Raw genomic sequence first — 20,992 nt, forward strand, 5'->3', positions numbered from 1 at the left:
TTGGAACAATTAATATAATAGGTTATAAGACTAGTTTTATCGTATTAATATTGAAAGAGGTATTCAATAATAATAAGTGAGGTGCAGATATGAGAATCGGTGTACCGAAAGAGATTAAGAACAACGAAAACAGAGTTGCGATGACTCCAAGTGGTGTCGTGACACTAAAGACTGCTGGACATGAATTGTTTATTGAAACAGGGGCTGGGTTGAAATCAGGATTCACAGACCAAGATTACATTTCTGTGGGCGCAACTGTTGTCAAAATGGCAGCTGATGCCTGGGACGTTGATATGGTCATGAAAGTAAAAGAACCACTGGAAGAAGAGTATCATTTTTTTCATGAAGGCCTAATTCTATTCACTTATTTACACTTGGCGGCAGTCCCAAGACTAACGAAAGCATTACTAGAGAAAAGTGTAATTTCAATTGCTTATGAAACGGTACAGCTTCCGAATCGGACATTGCCGATATTGACACCGATGAGTGAAGTTGCAGGCGCAATGGCTACACAAATCGGGGCACAATTTCTTGAGAAGATTTACGGCGGAAAGGGTATTCTGTTAGGCGGTGTGCCAGGCGTTCAACGCGGAAAAGTGACGATCATCGGTGGTGGAGTTGCTGGGACAAATGCTGCGCGTGTAGCAATCGGCTTAGGTGCACAAGTTACCGTATTGGACTTGAACGTTGAGCGCCTTCGTCAGCTGGAAGAGTTATTTGGTAATGATGTACAAACACTCATTTCCAATCCATTTAATATCTCCGAATCTGTTAAAAACTCAGACCTCATAATAGGGGCGGTCCTCATCCCAGGTTCGAAAGCACCAAAACTTGTTTCAGAAGAGATGGTCAAATCCATGTCCATAGGCTCAGTAATTGTTGACGTCGCAATCGACCAAGGAGGCATCTTTGAGACTTCATCTGATTGGATCACAACACACGACAATCCCACATTTGAAAAACATGGCGTTCTTCATTACGCTGTAGCGAACATGCCAAGTGCTGTTCCAAACACATCTACGATGGCATTGACCAATGTAACTGTTCCATATGCATTACAAATCGCAAATAAAGGATATAAACAGGCATGCCTAGATAACGAAGCACTTCTAAAAGGACTGAACACGCTAGAAGGAAATGTAACATATGAAGCCGTAGCACAAGATCTTGGTTATAATTACGTACCCGCTTTCGAATTGCTCAATCGTGAAATGCAAAGGAAATATTGATGTTACGTACTCAATATCTCCTTCTGGATAGAGAAAGAATAGCAACCAACTGTATGAAACAATAGTGGCCTCAGAACAATCGCGACCGCTATTTTGTACTTTACAGACGTCAATAGATTATTAAATACCAAATAATTATTTAACCATTACAAAAGAATAACCGAACTGTGGTGAAGATCCACAGTTCGGTTATTACTATAATACCGGTTAACTCTTGCATCTATATTCTAAGGGGAGGAATACACTAGTTTAGAAATTACTTAGCTCTTTTATTAACTTTCTATAGGTTGAAGAAACTCGATTGCTTCCACGCAATAAATGATTCAATGTCACAAGATATAAATGACTTCCCTCTTCGTGATCATGCAACTCGGTGGCTGGAGCTAAATCAGGAAGGGCCGGTATATTTAATGCAGGATCGTGTCTAAATTTGCCCGCACGTGAATAGTTTATTCGAATAAGCTCACGACCTAGTTCTAGTAACAAGTCATTTGCATGTTTAACTTGCTGGTCTTGAAGAGAACCGTTTTGTTTAAGTGGCTCTAGCTTTTCGTTAAATTCTTGTATTACAGTGAGTAATTTCTCACCGTCTTTTTTCACACTTGCAAAAGTGAAGACACCTTTAACAGCTTCTTCATATTTTTCTAATACCTTTAATTGTGACTCAACCGATTTTGTGAAGTCATAAGGTAACACCGTTGCATTTACATTACGAATGACGGCCAATAAATACATTTTCATATCTTTCAATAAAATATCGGTATCAACCACATCAATTAAGTCATCTTCAGTGTGCCATACGATGTTTCCTCCACAACCACCAACTGGGTAATATCCCTTTTCAGCAGCTAATTCAGGTGGCATTGTCGATGACAACATAAAGTAAGACGAAATCCCAATATTATTAAACGAATAATCCCCAGCCCGGGCTGGTCGATTTCCTTTTGATGGCTTATCTAACGCATCAAGAATTACCGTTTGGCAATGACCATCGACTTCTTCTGTCCAATCCATAAATTCATAAGAGGTAGCCCATCGACAACCAGGAGAATCACAGTTAACTTGTGCCACGCAGTTTTCCTCAAGATCTAAACCGAAATAATCCGCGAACCAAGTTGAGCCAGCATAGCGCCCCGTCGAGTGACCTGGCCAAATCGCCACACGTACTGAGCGTTTAAGATGCTTTCGGTTATGATAAAGAACGCGAGCCATTTCAACCAAAGCCGCATCACCTGTTGCATTATCACCAAGCCCATAAGTCCAGGAATCGAGATGCCCATGTAATAAGACAAATTTCTCAGGTTCCTCAGTTCCTTCAATATGAATATCCAAAAGAGGACATTCAAACCATCCCTTTTTAAGCTTGGTCTTCAAGGTTGCTTGTGTATTACTATCCTGTGCAAGTTTAATCAGTTCTTGACCATCCTCATAGTTGACGGCTATGGAAACAGCTTCTGGCTCTGTTTCGTAATTATCTAGATCCGGACTTCCCCAAATAGGTGTACAAATTCCATCGTGAATATTCTTTCCAGGATTGATAAAGATGGAAGCCAATGCTCCACGATCTTCAAAGTATTTCACACGAGCAGGCATCGCAAACCCTTCTGAAACAACCACTTTCCCTTCAAAAGATGCTTGCTTATCTAACACATCTAGTGCAAAAATATCCATTTCGTTTGACTCAGCACCGGCCGAAATGTAGATGAGCTCTCCTGTCAATCCGTCTGTAGATTTTGAAAAGGCTGGTGTTTTTGCTCGGAATGTCTTGCCGTTCACTTCTACAGAGGCTGAAACAGGAACACTTAAGTAAATCTTTGGATTGCGAATCGTATGAGGTACTCCTGCTTTATCTAGTAAACTTCCCAGAAATTTAAACGCTTCTTTTTCATCTTCACTACTTGATTCACGAATAAGTGTTTGAAATTTACCTAGTACTTGGTTTGGAATATCCAAATTCAGTTGTTCTAATAAATCGCTCTCTACTGTCGCTAATTTTTCCATTACAACTCCTCCTTCTATTTGCTTACAAGTAATTCGTCTAAAGATTTTACTTTACCATTCGCTATTTTTGGTGGTGTATGGAATGCTTTTTTTGAATGCGTATAGTTGATATGTGCGAAAGCCTCCGTCATCTTGATTGCTACTTTAGCAGGGTTAATAACCGGAACACCTAACTCTTTTTCCATATCCTCAGCTACTTCTAAGAAGCCCATCGACATGCAACCTAAAACAATGCAATCCGCTCCATCTTCTAAAACTTTCTTACCGTATTCAACTAACTTTGCAAGAGTCCCTTCACGGTCTTTAGCTAAATCAAGGACTGGAATATTTACAGCTCTAACAGAAACAAATTTCGAGCGTAAACCAGCTTTGTCCACCAAATCATAGACACTCGTTATCGTACTATCCATTACAGTTAAAACTGAAAATCTACTCCCACGAAGTACTGCAGCGTGCATTCCAACAGCACCAGGCCCCATAATAACCATATCTTTTGTCAACTCACGATAAGCATCTAGTCCTGGATCACCAGCACATCCAAGGACAGCCCCAGCGACCCCCTCCCGTTCTGCTTCAACCATTAACTTTGCTGTCTCGGGTATACTCAAGTATTCTTCATACATCGATTCAATTGAAGCAGGGCCTGTCGTTACAGTTCGTACTTCTACCTCTGTGGATGGGAACACCCACTCTTTTAACAAGTTTTCTCTTCTTTTTGCTTCTTTATTATCCATAGGACCTGGTACTACATAAACGATTTTCATATTGTTTGCCTCCTATTTCTTCAGAAAAATGACATGCAACGAAATGGTCGTTCTTCGTCTTTTGTAACAGTGGTTCTTGTTTGAAACATATCTCTTGTGCATATGGACATCGATCTTGAAATTTACAACCATCTGGAATATTGTCAGCCGACGTAATGGAATTATTAATATTTAATTCTTTTAATTCCACATCTGGATCGGACGATGGTACTGCTGAGATTAGAGCCATTGTATATGGATGCATTGGTGAAAATAAAATTTTATCTGTTGGTCCTTTTTCAACTATTGACCCTAAATACATGATGACTGTTTCTTCACATAAATATTTGATTAGGGAAAGGTCGTGCGAAATATAGACCGTTGTTAATCCCATTGTGCTAGTGACTTCACGCATTAAATTCAACACACCAGCACGTACTGACACATCTAGCATAGAAACAGGTTCATCCGCGACTAAAAATAGAGGATCTACAACCAATGAACGTGCTAAAACGACACGCTGCAACTGACCACCACTGAGTTGGTGAGGAAACTTGTGAAGATAGCTTTCAACTGGTGTCAAACGTACCTTTTCCAGCATATTAATGATTTTTTTCCGGCGCACTTCTTTCGTACCATATTTATGAATGATTAATGGTTCTTGTAATGACTGGTAAATGGTATAACGAGGATTAAGAGCTTCATATGGATTCTGAAACATAAGTTGTGCTTTCCGGCGAAAATCTTTAAGCTCTTGCTTCGTCATACCGGAATTCATTTCTACCCCATCAAACTTGAAACTTCCTTCCGTTGCATCATACAATTTAAGTAAAAGTTTTCCTGTCGTCGTTTTACCGCATCCACTCTCACCCGCAATACCAATTGACGTTCCTTTCTTGATGGAAAATGAGATACCATCAACTGCACGAAGAGGTGCTTTTCTACGACCAATTAGTGACTGCTTTGGGTAAAACCATTTCTTTAAATCTTCAACTTCGATTAAGAAGTCACTTTGTCCCATACAGACACCCCCTTTGCCAGTTCTTGTAGCTCATTATAGTCATGTACACGATGGCAAGCTGCATAACGACCTTCTTCATATTCAGTCAATTCAGGTTCATGCGTGTGACAAATATCGACTGAAAATGGACATCTAGATACGAAGCGACACCCTTTTTGTTCCAATGCTAAATTTGGGACACTCCCATTAATTGAGATAAGCTTATCGTTTTTAAGTAAATCTGGAAATGCATTGCTTAACCCCATTGAATACGGGTGTCTTGGACTTTTTAAAATATCTCTAATATTACCTTTTTCAACGATTTTCCCGGCGTACATAACAGCTAGTTCATCACATGTTTGTGCTACTACTGAAATGTCATGTGTAATGAGGATAACGGTTAAGTTAAATTGACTTCTTAAATTATTTAACATCGTCAAGACTTGGTGCTGAACGATGACGTCTAGTGCCGTTACAGGCTCATCCGCGATAATAATCTTGGGGTCGAGGCAAAGTGCCAAAGCAATTGCTACCCTTTGCTTCATCCCCCCTGAAAATTGGTGAGGATAATCACGGAGACGTTTTTTATCTATTCCAACGAGCTCAAATAGTTCCCCTGCTCGAACAATAGCTTCCTTCTTTGACTTTCCACCTTTTAAAGTCATGACTTCAATAAAGGCATCGACAACCCGATAAACTGGATTTAAAGAATCCATTGAAGCCTGGGGTATCATCGCGATATCTTTCCATAGAATAGCCCGTCGCTTCGATTCAGACATTTTAATCATCGATTCACCATTATATTTAATATCACCAGCAGCAATGAAGCCATTTCTTGCCATGACCTGCATAATCCCTTTCACAAGGGTACTTTTACCACATCCGCTTTCCCCAACAATTCCAATTATTTGTCCTTCTTTTATTGTCAGATCAACACCATCAACCGCTTTAAAGACACTGTTCTTTAACTGATAATGAATTTTCAGATCTTCAATGGTTAAAAAACTCATCTTTTCCCCTCCAATTTAATACTGATTCATTCTTGGGTATAAGATTTTCTCAGACCCTCTACCAATATAGAATCCGGCCATCACAACAAGCATGATGCAAATTCCAGGAGGAACAAACCACGAATACGACCCTCTTGATAATGCTTGAGAAACAAAGGCATCATTAAGCATAAACCCCCAACTTACCGCAGAAGGATCTCCAAAACCTAAAAAGCTAATGGCCGCTTCAGTTAAAATTGCCCAACCCATTGCGAGAGAACCATATAACAGTGCTAACGGCAAAATATTCGGAGTAATATGTCTGAAAATAATTCGGAAATTAGACGCTCCAGCAACTCTTGCTGACTCAACAAAACCTCGTTCCCTAACAACAAGAACTTGTGACCTAATAACTCGCGCTGTATCTCGCCACAATAAAAGCCCCATCGCAAGTACAATATTCCAAATACTGGGTCCTAGAAACGCAACCAACACGATTACAAAGGGCTCAAACGGAATTCCAAAAGCAACATCTGTAACTCTCATCAAGAACGTATCAACTTTCCCCCGGTAATAGCCCGCGACAAGCCCAACCAATGTTCCTATTAAAACAACCATAAATGCGGCACTTACGCCTACTAACACAGCTGGTCTTGCACCATAAATAAGCTGTGAAAATACATCGCGACCCATATTTGTTGTTCCTAGTATATTCTCACTGTTTGGTCCAGCATTAGTTCGGTATTCACCATCGTAACGTAACATTTCATGGGGATCATATGGTGCAATAACTGGAGCAAAAATAGCGATTATTCCGACGAATAAATAGATAATTAGCCCCACCATCGCAAATCGATCTTCTTTGAAAAAGTTAAAAAAATTACTCCATGAATTCTTTAAAATTATATATAACTCAGAATCTTTACCCTTCTGCTCTTCTATCATTTGCTCCATTATTTACCCCCTCCCGCCGAAATTTTTGGATCTAATAAACCATATAAGAGGTCTGCTACAAAATTCATAAAAATCATAAATGCAGCAATCACTAAGAACGCACCTTGTGCCAATGGATAGTCACTAGCGGTTACGGCATTCACAAGTAAACGTCCAATTCCTGGCCATGAAAATACTGTTTCTATAATGACATTTCCACCGATTGTATAACCAATTCCAACTGCCATAGCGGTTAATACTGGAAGAGCTGCATTGCGTGCACCATATTTAAACATAATTCGATATTTGCTTAACCCTCGCATTTTCGCCATTTCAACATACGTATCACCTAACACATCTAACATATTTGAACGCATAAGCAACAGTGGTAAACCAATTAAATAAAAAATCAACGTAAAAGCTGGTAAAGAGAGAAATTTATAAAATTCAAGTGAAGTTAATTTATCCCATTCTGAATTGTATTGTGAACCTGCAGCGGAAACCCCACCTGAAGGCAACCAACCAAAGTGAAACGAAAATATCGCTAATAAAACCATCCCTACCCAAAACTGTGGTGCTGAACGAGTAATTAACGTTGCAATCAATCCGATCGTCTCGAACTTTGAACCTCTATACCACGCGAACAATACACCAAACAAAATTCCAAGAACGTATGCAATTACAAATGAAAACACCATTAAGTAAATCGTGTTGGGTAAGACATTCATCATAATAGATGTAACAGAATCTTTGTAAAAGAATGACTGACCTAATTCACCTTGAAGTAAATTTGCCATATAGATGAAGTATTGTTCCCACAACGGTTTGTCCAGTCCAAATTGGCGCATCAATTCTTGTTGTTGTTCTGCCGTGAAAGTAGGATCAATATAGGCGGCTAACGGATTTCCCGGCATTAAACGGAAAATAAAAAACAATATCGTCGCAACGACCCATAATGTTAAAATCATTTGTCCTATTCTTCTAAGTAAATACATCCAGTTCATAGTCTCACCACCCTTTTGAATAGAAGGGCTCTAGGTATCAGAGCCCTTTTATTTAATACATTTTTATTCAGGTTTCAATAATTTACCATCTTCATCCCATGCAAAGCCTGCCTCGCTTAAGATATTTCGTGCTTCAGCGATACCACCCGTCGGTGTTTCAATTCCCTCGTTCTTCCAAAATTCAAGAGTTGGTGCAATAACACTATCTGCTGGTGTTGCAAAACCTTTCCAAACAATCTGAGTAATCAATTGTTTATCGATTACGGCTTGTAGTGCTTTTCTAAATGCCAAATTATTAAATGGTTCCAAACGTTGATTTACCGCAAAGAAACGGAACCCAAGGTCAACGGATGTGACCATTTCTAAATTTCCTGCTTCTTCAACACGAGTGTTCAACAATTCAGCATCCCCAGTGTAAGTTGCTAAGAAATTGATTTCCCCATTTTGAATCATACCTAGTGCCGCTTCCATATTCGGAATAATTCTTACAATCCAACGATCAAATTTTGGTGCATTAAAGTGTTCTTCATTAGCCTCTAAAACAACCTCTTCTTGGAAACGTAATGCATCGAACTTATATGGTCCTGATCCAACAGGTACATCTTCTTGAAAAGATTCAGCATTTTCAGGTGAATCTTGAAGGTCAGTTAAGATTGGTTCCCAAATATGTTTAGGAACGATATTCAACTTAGCCAAGCTGGCCGTTTCGAATGCTGCCCATGGCTGAGATAAGTGAAATACTAATTCTAAATCATTCAAAACTTCAATTTCTTCAATGTATTCAACAAAAGGTTGATACATTGGAACTTCACCTGTTTTAGGAGCTTCAAATGAGAACTTAACATCCTCAGCTGTGACAGGATTACCATCATGGAATGTCATTCCATCACGAAGAACTACTGAAACCGTTGTATCATCTACCCACTTCACTGATTCTGCTGCCCAGGCCTCAGGTAGTCCTTTATCATTCATTCTCATTACTCGATCCCATATTAACTCAGTTATCCACGAGTCTGTTGAACCACTAATATAGAATGGATTAACTGCTTGAACATTATCTGCACTGTTCAAAATAATATCTGTTTGGTCACCCGATGGTTCTGCGTTTACATATGTCCAGAAGTTACGGGCTCCCATACCTGTCATGTCTGTAATTGTTCCTTCATCAAACACATCTTTGTTATAAACAATGTTAATGTCTGGGTGAACCGTAAAATGGTAAACTGCATCATCAGCGATAAGTTGTTGTGCTTGTTTAATTAAATCAGCACGTACATCTTGATTCACCTCAACACGCTGTGCCTCTGCAAGTGCATCATATTCAGGATTGTTGTATCCCATAAAGTTGTATCCATCTACCATCCCCTGCGAGTGGAACAAGTTGTAAGTAAATTCATCAGGGTCTAAACGTTCAGGACGTGCAGCCATTTGCCATCCTGTCATTTGCCATTGGTCTCTCTCGTACCAAACGATATCCGCTAACTGCTCCCAAGGCATTGTTTGCACTTCGGTCTCAGCACCTAATTCAATTAACGCATCGCGAATTAAAATAGCAGTCTCGTATTCATCCGGTGCCGCAGACTGCGGTCTGGATAAAATTGAAATCGGGTCAAGATAACGAGTTGGATCAACATCTACCACAACATTTTCCTCTTTAACAACATCTTCTTTTACTTCCTCGTTTGAACAAGCTGAAATCACAACTGTAAGCAAAACTGCTAATCCAAACCAAAACAGCCATTTTCTTTTCATCATAAGATATTCCCTCCTCTTATTTGATCCACGTTTCCTTAAGGACACGCATGATATTTTTTCCCATTACCTTGCCAATATCTTCATTGGAATAACCGTGCTTAACCAACCATCTCACCACGTTTTGATATGCTTCTGTAGGGTTTTCTACCCCTTTAACATAAGGCACCTCTTCAAATTGTGGACCTGCATGTGAAGCGCTAATTGAAAGAGCTTCTGCAAAAGCGTGGTGTAATCCTACATGGTCTCCGTATAATGTATCCAAACCAAAAGCAACGTGGTCAATCCCAACTAACTTCACTGTGTATTCGAAATGCTCCATAACAGACTCAATCGTATGTTCCTTATGATTGTGTGTCATCGTTGTATGTGGTGCTGCTTCAATACCAATCACGCCGCCTTTTTCAGCACATGAAATAATGACATCATCTGGCTTTAACCGACTAATATCCCAAATTGCACGTGCTCCGACATGGGTCATGAAAATTGGTTTATTACTTGCCTTAATTACATCACGTGACGTTTGATCACCACAGTGCGAAACATCAATTGTCATTCCAAGCTTGTTCATACGTTCGACTACCTTATGACCAAAGACTGTTAATCCAGAATCGTTTTTTTCACGTAGACCGGATCCTAGTGAATTCGCTTCTGAGTAAGCAATCCCCATTACTCTGACGCCAAATCCATATAAAATATCGACTCGATCAATTTCATTTTCAATCTGAGTTGCAGATTCTAAAGAAGTTACAAAAGCTATTTTATTCTCTTTTTTTGCCCGTTGAATGTCATCTAGTGTCTCTGCACGAATTACTAAATCCTGATGCGCAAAATCACTATATCGAATACCTAAGTCGTGAAGAACATCATTCCATTTCCATCCAGCATTCGACGTAATAAATGCTGTTCCATCCATAAAATTTTCAAAAATAACATCTAACCCAGATTTACTTAGCCCTTCATAACCGGTCCAATCCCTACCTTGTCTTCGAAATTCAAAAATTTCACCGACATCATTAGGAGTCACAAATGTATGTTCATGCAGGGAAATAATAATGTTTTCATCAAAAATTGATTCAACACGCTTTTCCTCATCCTCTGAAACTGGATAAACAAATGGTTCTACACGGTCATACTCTTTAGATAGTTTGTATGGTTTATAGTCTTTTCCTTCCTCTAAATAAGAAAATGAGCGATAGTCGTTATATGGTTTCTGTTTAATTGGCATTCTTTGTATCTTCCTTTCTATCTTTACTGTGATATGTTTCTGTATGTGTGATAAGGTCAATCTTTAAGCGATTCTTTCGAACTGGTTTTTCAGTAGAGTATCCAATAGGTAACACACCAATCGGTTTTACATTCGGTGGTAACTTTAGATGCTCCTTTAACATTCCTTCATCAAACCCTCCAACCCAACAGCATGCTAACTTTAGGTTAGCCGCCGCAATCAGTAAGTTTTGTATCGCAGCCGCTACATCGATAATTGATCCTATATTCCCCATTTCACCGTATCGTGCACGCGTTCTTTTTTGATTTGCACAAGCTACAATAATGACGGGTGCATCCTTAATCCAGTTTTGATGAGTCCCTCCTTTAGAGTGATAACCGAGAAATGTACAATCAACGATATTTTCCTTTATGCTTTGACTCCTTATTACAATAAATTCCCAAGGTTGCATATTTCCATTTGATGGAGCTGTCACAGCACACTGGATGAGCAAATCAACCGTTTCATCATCTATGGTGCGATCTGAAAAACTCCTTACACTCGCACGCCGATCAAAAATCGACCAAATTTCTTCGTGTGTCATTAATCTTCTACACCCCCCTTATGGAGGATTTCATGAAACGTAAATCTCGGAGGAATCTCAGGTTCGTCAATTGAATAACCCATTGCCAAAATAGCGACCGGAGAATAGGCATCTGGAATTTTTAATTCCTTCTTTAATAAATCTGTGTCAAACTCCCTGACAACTGAAGTTCCGACACCTTCAATTTGGGCATATATTCTTAAATTTTGTAGAGCCGCGAACGTATCTTGTGTTGAAAAAACTTGTCCGACCTGACCGATCCTAGCTTCAGCACGTCTTAAATCATTAATGATTAAGTAAACATGTGGTGAAGAACTCAACCAACTTTGTCCTCCGGTTGTCCCTACTGTTAAGAAAGGATCCAGTGTTGCTTTAACAATCTTCCTGACTTCTTCTTGTTCTATTTCAATAATTTCCCAAGGCTGCTGATTTGCTAAAGAAGGACCAAGACTAAACGCCTCAAACAATAAATTAAGTGTTTTTATTGGAATAGAACGAGATTCAAAATGACGTACATTAACGATATTGCTCATCGTTTCAAGTAAATCTATAGATTCTTTGATATTTTTCGTCGTATTATTAATCCTTCTCACCTCCCATTAACAAAATAGTACTTATACTTAAAATTTTCTGACTATTTATTTTAAAAAAATTTTTTCCTTTAAAATTATCAAATTCAAAATTTTAAACATAACTAGACCAAACTATCAATCTTTTACTTTATGGCTTCCTATTCACCTCCTTGTATACGAACTTTTAATTACCCTTTTAGAGGTTGTTCAAAAAGTCCGCTAAAAATAGCTGTCGTATCTCTTCGTTGGCTTGCTTCTCTGCTCCTCACGTATCAACACCATACGCTCCGGTGCTCGAAGGCTACGCCGCCTCGACCTACTTGGCTCTTTTTATGCTCCTTTTTGAACACTCACTTTTGAGCAAGTTCTTTATTCAACTTTAAAATTATTTTACTCCAGCCCCAAACTCATAGGATTGTTTATGGACTTCTAATAGAGATAGTGATTCGTATTGTTCTATGCCTTCAATATTATTAAATTCCTCACGTATAATTCTATATAATTCTGTATTCGAAGACGTTACAACCTCAACCACTAAATTAAACTTACCTACTGTTGCAGCAATATAACGAACATCTTGAATAGCATGAAGTTTGGCAATCACTTCTTCGTATTTCGGGATGGATACCTTCATATTAAAAATACAAACAAACGGATTTCCAGTTTTAATGGGATTCACAACACCCACAATTTTAAGGACATCCTTGTCCATCAAACGTTGTACACGATTACTAACGGTAGCTACCGTGGTATTAAAATCCTCAGCAAGCTGAGTATAGGATTTCTTCCCATCTTTTTGAAGAGATTTCAATAAATTTATATCTAATTCAGTCAAGTCAATCATCAGTCACCCTCCGTCTAATTAATTTCATTATAACTAAGTGTTTTCAAGAAAACAATATAAATTTTAAAGAAGTACTAAATATTTTTTTAAAATTTAAAGATATATTAATATTTTTTATAAATAATAAAAAAATATTAATATCTGTAAATAAAATTACAGGCCTCTATCAATTAAACTAATCGAACCTCAAATGACTTCAGATATGTAAACTCCGACATGAACAGCTAGACCAATAGTAAATTCCCGAAACGATAAATGAGGTGTAAAAAAATCTTGGAATCAGAGTAGTAGTAAGGCTGAGTGAAACTCATTTATTTTTACGTTCATCTGTAATTATATGGTTATTAATCGCAATGGCTTAAATCCAATTTCAGAACCGACAACGATGTCGTAACCTACCATTTTACCGTCTTCCATATCTCTGAAAAGTATAATTCACTTGAAGAAAAAATTATTAATTTCACAAGAATAAATTCTGAGCCTGCTCCATTGTTTGCATCCTTTTAGCTTTCTTTTGCCCATCAAGCTACAACTCCAACTAATAAGGTAGCGACCAATCTAGACCCAATTAACTACTGTTTCTTCATCGCATTAGATCCTAATAACGTGAACATAATCATCTTCTCGCTAAATAAAATGGGTATAATACCTAAATTAATCCTGTTGTTGATTTCTCTAACGAATATAAAACACTGTTATTATTATCTATTAAATTTTTATTATCAAATCATGTCGAGTACTGTCAAAATGAAAAATTTTATAAAATGTTCTTGTAAATTTCAAGGACATATACCTATTCTTATATCTTCTAAAATCCTACATTGTAATCTATTAATTTTATTTCAAAATTCATACAATTAAATTACATCAAGAACCGGCTTAAAAATAATTGGAGGAGGGAGAACATGGAAAAATATGTACATTTAATACCTTACGTATTAGTAGAGCACCTAGAAATGGTAAATGAAATACCTAAAGGAATCGAGATTATTCAAGCCCCTGAGATTTGGCAAGAAACAAAAGGACAAGGTATTACCGTAGCAGTTTTAGATACAGGCTGCGATACGGATCACCCAGATTTAATGGATCGAATCGTTGGTGGATACAATTTCACAGAGGACGATGAAGGAGATTCCTTAAAGTTTGAAGATTATAATGGGCATGGAACACATGTATGCGGAACGATTGCTGCTAGTTTGAATAATACTGGTGTTGTAGGCGTCGCGCCTGAAGCAAACTTATTAATCTTGAAGGTACTTGGGAAAAATGGTTCGGGGAAATACGACTGGATTATTAAAGCCATCCAATACGCTATCGACCAAAAAGTAGACATTATCTCAATGTCTCTAGGTGGACCGACTGATGTAAAGGAGCTGCATGATGTAATAATTAAAGCAGTAAATCAAAACATTTTAGTAGTATGTGCAGCGGGTAATGATGGAGATGATCAAGATTCAACAGATGAATTTGGCTATCCTGGAAGTTACAACGAAGTGATTAGCGTAGGTGCAGTTAACCTAGAACGGCAGTCATCTGAATTTTCCAATTCAAATAATCAAGTTGATTTAGTCGCTCCTGGAGAGAAAGTCGTTTCAACCTATCTCAATGGAAATTATGCGACATTAAGCGGCACATCAATGGCTGCTCCACACGTATCAGGCGCATTGGCATTGTTAAAAGTGATTTCTAATTCAACTTTTGAACGTGATTTGACCGTCCCTGAATTGTATTCCCAATTAATAAAAAGAACCGTTCCACTTGGGAACTCACCAAAGATTGAAGGAAACGGCCTTGTTTATTTGACACTTTTGGATTATGTTAAAAAAGTCTTTGATCAACCAACAGTAAGAGCTCTGATAAGTATATAAAGAAAAAACAGATGCCCCATACTTTCAATTAAGGCATCTGTTTTTTCATATATTTGATTAAAGTGCCTATTACCTATTTACCTTTAATATGCAATAACTCTTTTCTTTAGAACCGATTAATCCATTATTTTTTTATTAAAGTCACATCTAGACGTTGTGAAATATTTCAATCGTTCTTCTTTAATAAATAACAACTAATAAAAAGAAGGAGAGGATATTTTATGAATGCACTAGATGTTCCAGTATGGACAACTATTTTAGGGAATTTTGGGTTTCCGATTGCGATTACTATTTATCTCTTCTATCGCTTCGAGAAAAAAATCGAAAAATTAGAAGTTGTCATACTTGAGCTTAATGAAGTAATAAAAGATGGATACCACAAATTGAGATGAAGAATTAGAGAAACGAAAACAACTAATATTTAATCTTTTCTTACCGCTTAACCGAACTATTGTTCTTTGCGGGGGGTGTTATAAATTGAAAGATTTATTCAGTAGTTCCAGTACCAATGTTGAAAACTACCTTAATAAATTTGAAAAACATCTTCAAAATCCAGTAATAAAATCATTTTTAGAGATTCCAGATAATATGGATCTATTAGTAGAAGTAATCGAAAATCCAACGAACTTGTCAAAGAAAAAACTAGATGATACGTTCAGAGAATATTACTTCACAATTAGATTTACCAACTATTTATCTCAAACTATATACTTTAATGCCATAAATTATGATAAGAAAGTAAACTTATATCTAGAAAGGAATAAGTCGATTCTGGATTGTCAACTAAAAGACCGTTATGTACCATTACTTGACTATTTAGCTTCTAAAGAATGGCAAGAAGAAGGACAAGAAGTATATATTACTTCTTCCAACATTGCCGATCATTTAACAAGTTATTCCTTATATAAAGCAATTCAATTTTTAACGGAAAATCAGCGTCAACTGCTAAATTTAACTTATATCTATGGTTTAAATGACTCTGAAATTGCAGTCTACTTAAATAAATCCCAGCAAGCAGTTTCCAGAAGCCATAAAAAAGCATTAAAAAAGCTAAAAAACTCATTGAAAACGGATAGAGAAGGAAGGGGTAGGAATGAATGAAAGTTTGTATACACTCGTAAAGCAATCCAAAACGGATAACAACTCACTCGAAATCGTTATAGAATTATTTTCAGCAAAAATCGACCGATCATTGCAACAAACTAAACAACAATACAGAGAAGATTTATCCCAAGAATTAAAAATTAAACTGTTAGATTGTATTAGAAATTATGAAGTTGAGAACACACCTGGATATTTTGAAATGTTAGATATTCTTGAAGAAAAGGACATTCAATATTACCAGGGTGGATAAGCTTTATCGTTGTTAAACGTCGGTGACATAGCCAAGTTTCAAGGAAAAGGTCTACACTCCCTTTATCCTAGTTCGACCCCGAGTGTCACCTACATAATAAAATATGGATTATTATAATAAACCGAATGATGCATTTTGTAAAAAGTGTTCAGAGACTTGCAATATTTTTTCGCAGAGCATTGCTAACAAAAATATTTATTCAGTTTATACCTTAGTCATTTCCCCTTTGTATGAAATAAAGTAAGTTTGAAATAACCTACGCACCAGATTACCTTTTGAATGACAAATTTACTGGAGTGATTTTATCTAAATAGACTCAAAAACCTAATGCAATTAGTTTAATAAACGGATGTGTGGACTAAGTAAGTAAGTCCACACATCCGTTTTCACTGTTAAGACTCAGTATAATTATTAAAATGATTTTATTTGCTATAAATGTTTTTTCAAACTGAGGATATTGACTACGAGCTTAAGCACGATGGGACAATTACCTATGAGCACACGAAATAACACCCAAACTCGAACATAGCCTGGATACTATTTTGTTTACGCCTTCTATAAAGAGTTTTACAAATCACTATCCTCCACATGGGATATTATTGACCTTTGTGTTAACCATAATAAAAAAAAGGTTGACTTATAAATTGTTAATCTTTTATACTACTACTATATTAAGTTTTTGGAGGGTTCTAATGACTAGTTCAACAGTAGAGAAATCAGCAAATCATTCACGTACTTTACAATTGGTTCAAACGGCGATGTTCGCCGCATTAATGATGGTTGGTGCCAACATTTCTTCATTTTTAATAGTTGGTGGTGTGCCAATTACACTACAAACATTCTTTGCAATACTAGCCGGCCTCTTACTTGGTAAACGCCATGGCGCAATTGCCATGATTGTGTACGCACTTATCGGTTTGGCAGGATTACCTGTTTTCGCTCGCTTTTCTGGTGGAGTAGACACAATCTTAAGTCCAACATTTGGCTTTATTATTTCCTTTATTTTTGTTGCATACATCGCTGGATATATTGTTGAAAAGTATCCAAAGAAAGTTGGTTTTGTAGTCGCAGCTTTGGCCGGAACTGCATTTAACTATCTTTTCGGTACAAATTGGATGTACGCTGCCTACAAGCTTTGGTTTGCAGCACCTGATGCCTTTTCTTACAAAATGGCTTGGGCTTGGATGGCTGTTCCGCTACCAAAAGACCTATTACTAGCAGTTCTTGCGGGCTTATTTGGATATAGATTAAGACCCATTATTCAAAAGCGTAAGGTATAAATATATCTATATCAATAAACACCTTCCTCCTCTAGACACTGAAAATCTTACGTTTTAAATTTGTAAGTATCTTTTTAAGAATTGTTTAGAGTTCCTATTTAAGTAGGAAGTGAATTCACATATATGAGTAATCTGTCATCTGAATTGTTGTTAAAATCCTTTTTTAAAGCTACTGAATTAAAGCTAAGTCCAGATTTTATATTCTTGTTGGAAACTGAAATTCACCGACGTTGGAAGGATGAAAGGCTAATCTTTCTCCTTTCTATTCGGTATAAGATCCAATCGGTCAGGTACTTGGAGCTAGACATAGAAAATATTTATAGAAAGAAAAACGATAATAATTTTATGCTTTCTGATCCGTATTAAAAAGGCGAAATTTTGTTCGAAATTGAACGAAATGACGTCTTTTCTTTCGCTTCGTACTGCAAATTACTGCAGTATAACCATAACCACAAGTAAGAAAGACAATGATTTTATAAAACTACCTGGGGTATGAAGGGGTAATCACATTCTGCCAATTATCTATGTAGAAGATACAATGTTCTTCAAGTTAAAGATTCATAGCATCAAAACTCTTCACTTTAATAGGATTAACGAGATCCGACCAAAGAAATCCCGTTTTAAAATATTAGTCTCTATCTACACTGGGTTCTTGGTACATCAATTTTATATCAGTTAAAAGTTATAAACCAAACTGTATCTTCCTTCTGTTTCCGGGTCTCTTTATTAACTTCCATATTTTCTCTTTTCCAAATTGGAACGTAATTTTTCCAACTTGGAGTTCAAATATTCCAACTTGGCTTCGTATTTTTCCAACTTGGACCTCAAAATTTCCAACTGAGCACTCGCTCACCCAAAATTTCATTAAAAAAACTAGCAATATCTTCGAAATCGCAAATAAAGCGAACCGATTTTCTTCACTTATCTAAAATCCCTACAGATTTCTCTTCAAATTGATATACTTTTCAACTAAAAAAAGAACTCCAGTAATCTCGAAATATCCTTGGTTTTAATGATCCTATTAATCACACTTCCAGCAATGAATACGGGGTTATCAGAAGTTTACAACTAAGATGAATAAGGCTGTATTCTTTTGTCATTTCAATGTAAAATAAATTAACCATTAAACCCAAGGAGAATGAATATGTTCGGTATTATAAACTTTGAAGTTTTTGTTATTACTGCTATTTTATTAAACTTAACCCCGGGACCGGATACCATGTATATTATCAGTAGAAGCATTTCACAAGGAACCAAAGCAGGTGTTTATTCCGCACTCGGTATTACATCTGGTTCTATCGTTCATACTTTGTTAGCTGCCTTTGGTTTATCTATTATCTTAATGAACTCAACCTTACTATTTAATACCATTAAAATAGTAGGAGCAGTATACTTGGCCTATTTAGGAATTAGGATGTTGATAGTTAAAAAGACTACCGTACCAGAACAAGCACTTGTACAGAAAATGCCCCATAGAAAGATGTTTTTACAAGGGTTGATAACCAATGTGACAAATCCCAAAGTGGCACTGTTCTTTATTGCATTAATACCTCAGTTTATTAGCCTAGAAAATACAAGTCCCCTACCATTTATTGTGTTAGGTTTAACTTTTTGTTTAACTGGAGGCATATGGGGGTTATTCGTAGCTAATTTCTCTTCCCTTTCGACAAATAAACTAAGAGGAAATTCAAGAATACAACTTGTTTTAAACAAACTAACAGGAATCGTTTTTATCGCAATGAGCATAAAGTTATTACAGACAAAGGCTACGCAATAAATTTGAAAGGTTGTCCTAGGACCATCTCAATTTAATTAGGGGTAAATTTTACTTTCTATGCTGGTTTTTTATACAAGTAAAACTTAAGATGTTCTCTATACTCCTAGTAAAATTATCCATTACATCCCCCTGACAGGGTTACCTCAGTTATCTACTTTTCCTTATTTAATTCTATGATAGTTATGATCTGGTGAAATTAAGAGTATATTTGGGATTTAGATATACCCACATGTTATGATGAAACGAACATTTAAAATTAAACAGGGAGGGATGAAGTTGAATACAAAAGTTTTTTCAATGGCATTCATTACAATTATTCTATGGGGTTCTGCTTTTGCTGGTATTCGTGCTAGTTTACAAGGGGGCTATGAAGCTGGTCATCTAGTACTAGTTCGTTATTTGATTTCATCAGTATTATTTCTCCTTTATGCCATGTGGCCAGGAAGTAAATTCAAATTGCCTCATAAAAAGGATTTAGTAAGTATCTTTATTCTTGGTTGGACCGGAATTAGTCTTTATCATTTTGCATTAACTTTCGGGATACAAACCATCCCTGCGGGTACTGCTGGAATGTTGATTGGCTCAGCACCCATCTTAACTGCGATCATCGCGATTATTGTATTAAAAGAGCGTTTAACCCCACTTGGTTGGGTAGGCCTTGGGGTTGGGTTTACTGGAATTGTCTTTATTACATTGGGGTCTTCTGGCTCGTCATTCTCATTTTCTACTGGATCATTACTATTATTAATGGCAGCGCTCGCAACTTCGTTTTTCTTTGTATTTCAAAAACCATTGTTAACTCGTTATAATCCAATAGAATTAACAGCTTACTTTACTTGGGCAGGTACCCTTCCTTTTCTCATTTTTTCACCTGGACTCTTTACATCTATTCAAAACGCCACAATGGAAGCACATTTATCTACCCTTTATGTTGGCATTTTTCCTGCATGCATCGCTTATGTTACATGGGCCACTGCACTATCTTTAGGTAATGCTAGCACTGTATCAAGCATGATGTACCTCGTACCAGGAATTGCGATTTTGGTAGCATGGATTTGGTTAAATGAATTGCCATCAACTTTATCACTTATAGGTGGAATTATTGCAATTTCAGGTGTTCTCATCGTGAATATACTAGGTAGAAAACGCCGTGTAAGTTCAGAAAAAGCTATTGCATCCTTAAACACATAAAAGAAGCTATTCACACATAATACAAAATGTGCGAATAGCTTCTTTACCTATATAAGCAGACTCTTTTAAGTTAGTGAGTCAGATAATCTTCTTAATGTAAAAAGTTAATCATTGTCAATTAATTCTAAAAGGGATTCATATGTTTGTGCACCCATAACTCCTCTATTGCCAGAAACAAAGCAAGGGATACCAGTGATTCCAAGTTGTGTGGCTTCTTGGTGATCGCTCAGTACATCTTCCTCATACTTCCTTGTTTCCAAAGCTTGTCGGAACTCTTCTTCATTCAAACCAATTTGCTTACCTAAACTGATTAACGTTTCCAAGTCATCAATATTTTTAACTTCCTGGAATTGAGCAACAAAGATAGCGTCATGATATTCGTTTTCTAAACCTTTTACTTTTGCAAATTTTGCTCCTTCTAAAGCATGTCTAGAATGTTTACTCTTATCATTCCATTGCATATTAAGACCATACTGAGTAGACAAAGTTTCTACCCCAGCCTTAGCTCGTTCAATATATTCTTTGGTTTTCGGAGGGATTTCAACCCCTTCTGGACGTAATTCAAATGCTTTCCACTCTACTTCTACATTTTGTTCCTTAACCAACTGGTCAAGCGGGACTTTCCCTATGAAACAGAATGGTCA

20 protein-coding genes and 1 pseudogene are annotated in these 20,992 nt (G+C 36.9%); 9 read left to right on the forward strand and 12 right to left on the reverse strand.

Annotation, left to right across the window (positions count from 1 at the left end):
* Positions 1-89: 89 nt before the first annotated feature.
* The gene (gene ald / locus B371_RS0118490) at positions 90-1,229 is read left to right on the forward strand and encodes an alanine dehydrogenase (protein ID WP_019415809.1); all 1,140 of its coding nucleotides are present in this window, start codon (positions 90-92) and stop codon (positions 1,227-1,229) included.
* Between the two features lie 249 nt (positions 1,230-1,478).
* Here the strand turns inward: ald and B371_RS0118495 are convergent, their stop codons facing one another.
* The 11 genes from B371_RS0118495 to B371_RS0118545 form a co-directional block, all read right to left on the reverse strand.
* Positions 1,479-3,230, reverse strand: a complete 1,752-nt coding sequence (locus B371_RS0118495) for a M28 family peptidase (RefSeq protein ID WP_019415810.1) — start codon at positions 3,228-3,230, stop codon at positions 1,479-1,481.
* A 14-nt stretch (positions 3,231-3,244) separates the two neighbouring features.
* Positions 3,245-3,994: an aspartate/glutamate racemase family protein gene (locus tag B371_RS22135; RefSeq protein ID WP_019415811.1), complete on the reverse strand. Its 750-nt coding sequence runs from the start codon at positions 3,992-3,994 to the stop codon at positions 3,245-3,247.
* The gene (locus tag B371_RS0118505) at positions 3,957-4,994 is read right to left on the reverse strand and encodes an ABC transporter ATP-binding protein (protein ID WP_019415812.1); all 1,038 of its coding nucleotides are present in this window, start codon (positions 4,992-4,994) and stop codon (positions 3,957-3,959) included. The genes B371_RS22135 and B371_RS0118505 overlap by 38 nt, the downstream gene beginning before the upstream one ends.
* The gene (locus B371_RS0118510; RefSeq protein WP_019415813.1) at positions 4,973-5,983 is read right to left on the reverse strand and encodes an ABC transporter ATP-binding protein; all 1,011 of its coding nucleotides are present in this window, start codon (positions 5,981-5,983) and stop codon (positions 4,973-4,975) included. The genes B371_RS0118505 and B371_RS0118510 overlap by 22 nt, the downstream gene beginning before the upstream one ends.
* 15 nt (positions 5,984-5,998) lie before the next feature.
* Complete coding sequence (locus B371_RS0118515) at positions 5,999-6,916, reverse strand: ABC transporter permease (protein WP_019415814.1); 918 nt, start codon at positions 6,914-6,916, stop codon at positions 5,999-6,001.
* Entirely contained in the window at positions 6,916-7,899 is a 984-nt protein-coding gene (locus B371_RS0118520; RefSeq protein ID WP_019415815.1) for an ABC transporter permease, read from the reverse strand. The genes B371_RS0118515 and B371_RS0118520 overlap by 1 nt, the downstream gene beginning before the upstream one ends.
* Positions 7,900-7,962: 63 nt before the next feature.
* On the reverse strand, positions 7,963-9,654 hold the full coding sequence (locus tag B371_RS0118525) for an ABC transporter substrate-binding protein (protein ID WP_019415816.1): 1,692 nt from the start codon (positions 9,652-9,654) through the stop codon (positions 7,963-7,965).
* A gap of 16 nt (positions 9,655-9,670) precedes the next feature.
* Positions 9,671-10,879: a dipeptidase gene (locus tag B371_RS0118530; RefSeq protein WP_019415817.1), complete on the reverse strand. Its 1,209-nt coding sequence runs from the start codon at positions 10,877-10,879 to the stop codon at positions 9,671-9,673.
* Entirely contained in the window at positions 10,869-11,462 is a 594-nt protein-coding gene (locus B371_RS0118535; protein WP_019415818.1) for a nitroreductase family protein, read from the reverse strand. Before B371_RS0118535 ends, B371_RS0118530 begins: the two co-directional genes overlap by 11 nt.
* Positions 11,462-12,055, reverse strand: coding sequence for a nitroreductase family protein (locus tag B371_RS0118540; protein ID WP_019415819.1), 594 nt, complete (start codon positions 12,053-12,055; stop codon positions 11,462-11,464). Before B371_RS0118540 ends, B371_RS0118535 begins: the two co-directional genes overlap by 1 nt.
* A 364-nt stretch (positions 12,056-12,419) precedes the next feature.
* Positions 12,420-12,878 carry an Lrp/AsnC family transcriptional regulator gene (locus B371_RS0118545; protein WP_019415820.1) on the reverse strand — a complete coding sequence of 153 codons (459 nt, stop codon included), beginning with the start codon at positions 12,876-12,878 and terminating at the stop codon, positions 12,420-12,422.
* 905 nt (positions 12,879-13,783) lie between these two features.
* Between B371_RS0118545 and B371_RS0118550 the strand changes: the two genes are divergently transcribed.
* From B371_RS0118550 to B371_RS0118590, 8 genes and pseudogenes are all read left to right on the forward strand, one after another.
* Positions 13,784-14,746: a S8 family peptidase gene (locus B371_RS0118550; RefSeq protein ID WP_019415821.1), complete on the forward strand. Its 963-nt coding sequence runs from the start codon at positions 13,784-13,786 to the stop codon at positions 14,744-14,746.
* A gap of 221 nt (positions 14,747-14,967) precedes the next feature.
* Positions 14,968-15,138 (forward strand): YvrJ family protein, encoded by a 171-nt coding sequence (locus B371_RS23115; protein ID WP_019415822.1) that lies wholly within the window; start codon positions 14,968-14,970, stop codon positions 15,136-15,138.
* A gap of 85 nt (positions 15,139-15,223) precedes the next feature.
* Positions 15,224-15,847, forward strand: a complete 624-nt coding sequence (locus B371_RS0118560; protein WP_019415823.1) for a sigma-70 family RNA polymerase sigma factor — start codon at positions 15,224-15,226, stop codon at positions 15,845-15,847.
* A complete protein-coding gene (locus B371_RS0118565; RefSeq protein ID WP_019415824.1) occupies positions 15,840-16,100 on the forward strand; it encodes a helix-turn-helix domain-containing protein in 261 nt (86 codons plus the stop codon). The genes B371_RS0118560 and B371_RS0118565 overlap by 8 nt, the downstream gene beginning before the upstream one ends.
* A gap of 692 nt (positions 16,101-16,792) precedes the next feature.
* Positions 16,793-17,380, forward strand: a complete 588-nt coding sequence (locus B371_RS0118570) for a biotin transporter BioY (RefSeq protein ID WP_019415825.1) — start codon at positions 16,793-16,795, stop codon at positions 17,378-17,380.
* Positions 17,381-17,503: 123 nt separating this feature from the next.
* Positions 17,504-17,632, forward strand: a pseudogene (locus B371_RS24190) (sporulation histidine kinase inhibitor Sda); the annotation flags it as partial.
* Positions 17,633-18,524: 892 nt separating this feature from the next.
* Positions 18,525-19,157, forward strand: coding sequence for a LysE family translocator (locus B371_RS0118585; protein ID WP_019415828.1), 633 nt, complete (start codon positions 18,525-18,527; stop codon positions 19,155-19,157).
* 276 nt (positions 19,158-19,433) lie between these two features.
* Positions 19,434-20,348: a DMT family transporter gene (locus tag B371_RS0118590; RefSeq protein WP_019415829.1), complete on the forward strand. Its 915-nt coding sequence runs from the start codon at positions 19,434-19,436 to the stop codon at positions 20,346-20,348.
* 104 nt (positions 20,349-20,452) lie between these two features.
* Here the strand turns inward: B371_RS0118590 and B371_RS0118595 are convergent, their stop codons facing one another.
* On the reverse strand, positions 20,453-20,977 hold the full coding sequence (locus B371_RS0118595) for a DsbA family protein (RefSeq protein ID WP_255348678.1): 525 nt from the start codon (positions 20,975-20,977) through the stop codon (positions 20,453-20,455).
* Positions 20,978-20,992 lie beyond the last annotated feature (15 nt).

Source organism: Paenisporosarcina sp. TG20 (genome assembly GCF_000286315.1).
In the GTDB taxonomy this organism is placed as follows: domain Bacteria; phylum Bacillota; class Bacilli; order Bacillales_A; family Planococcaceae; genus Paenisporosarcina.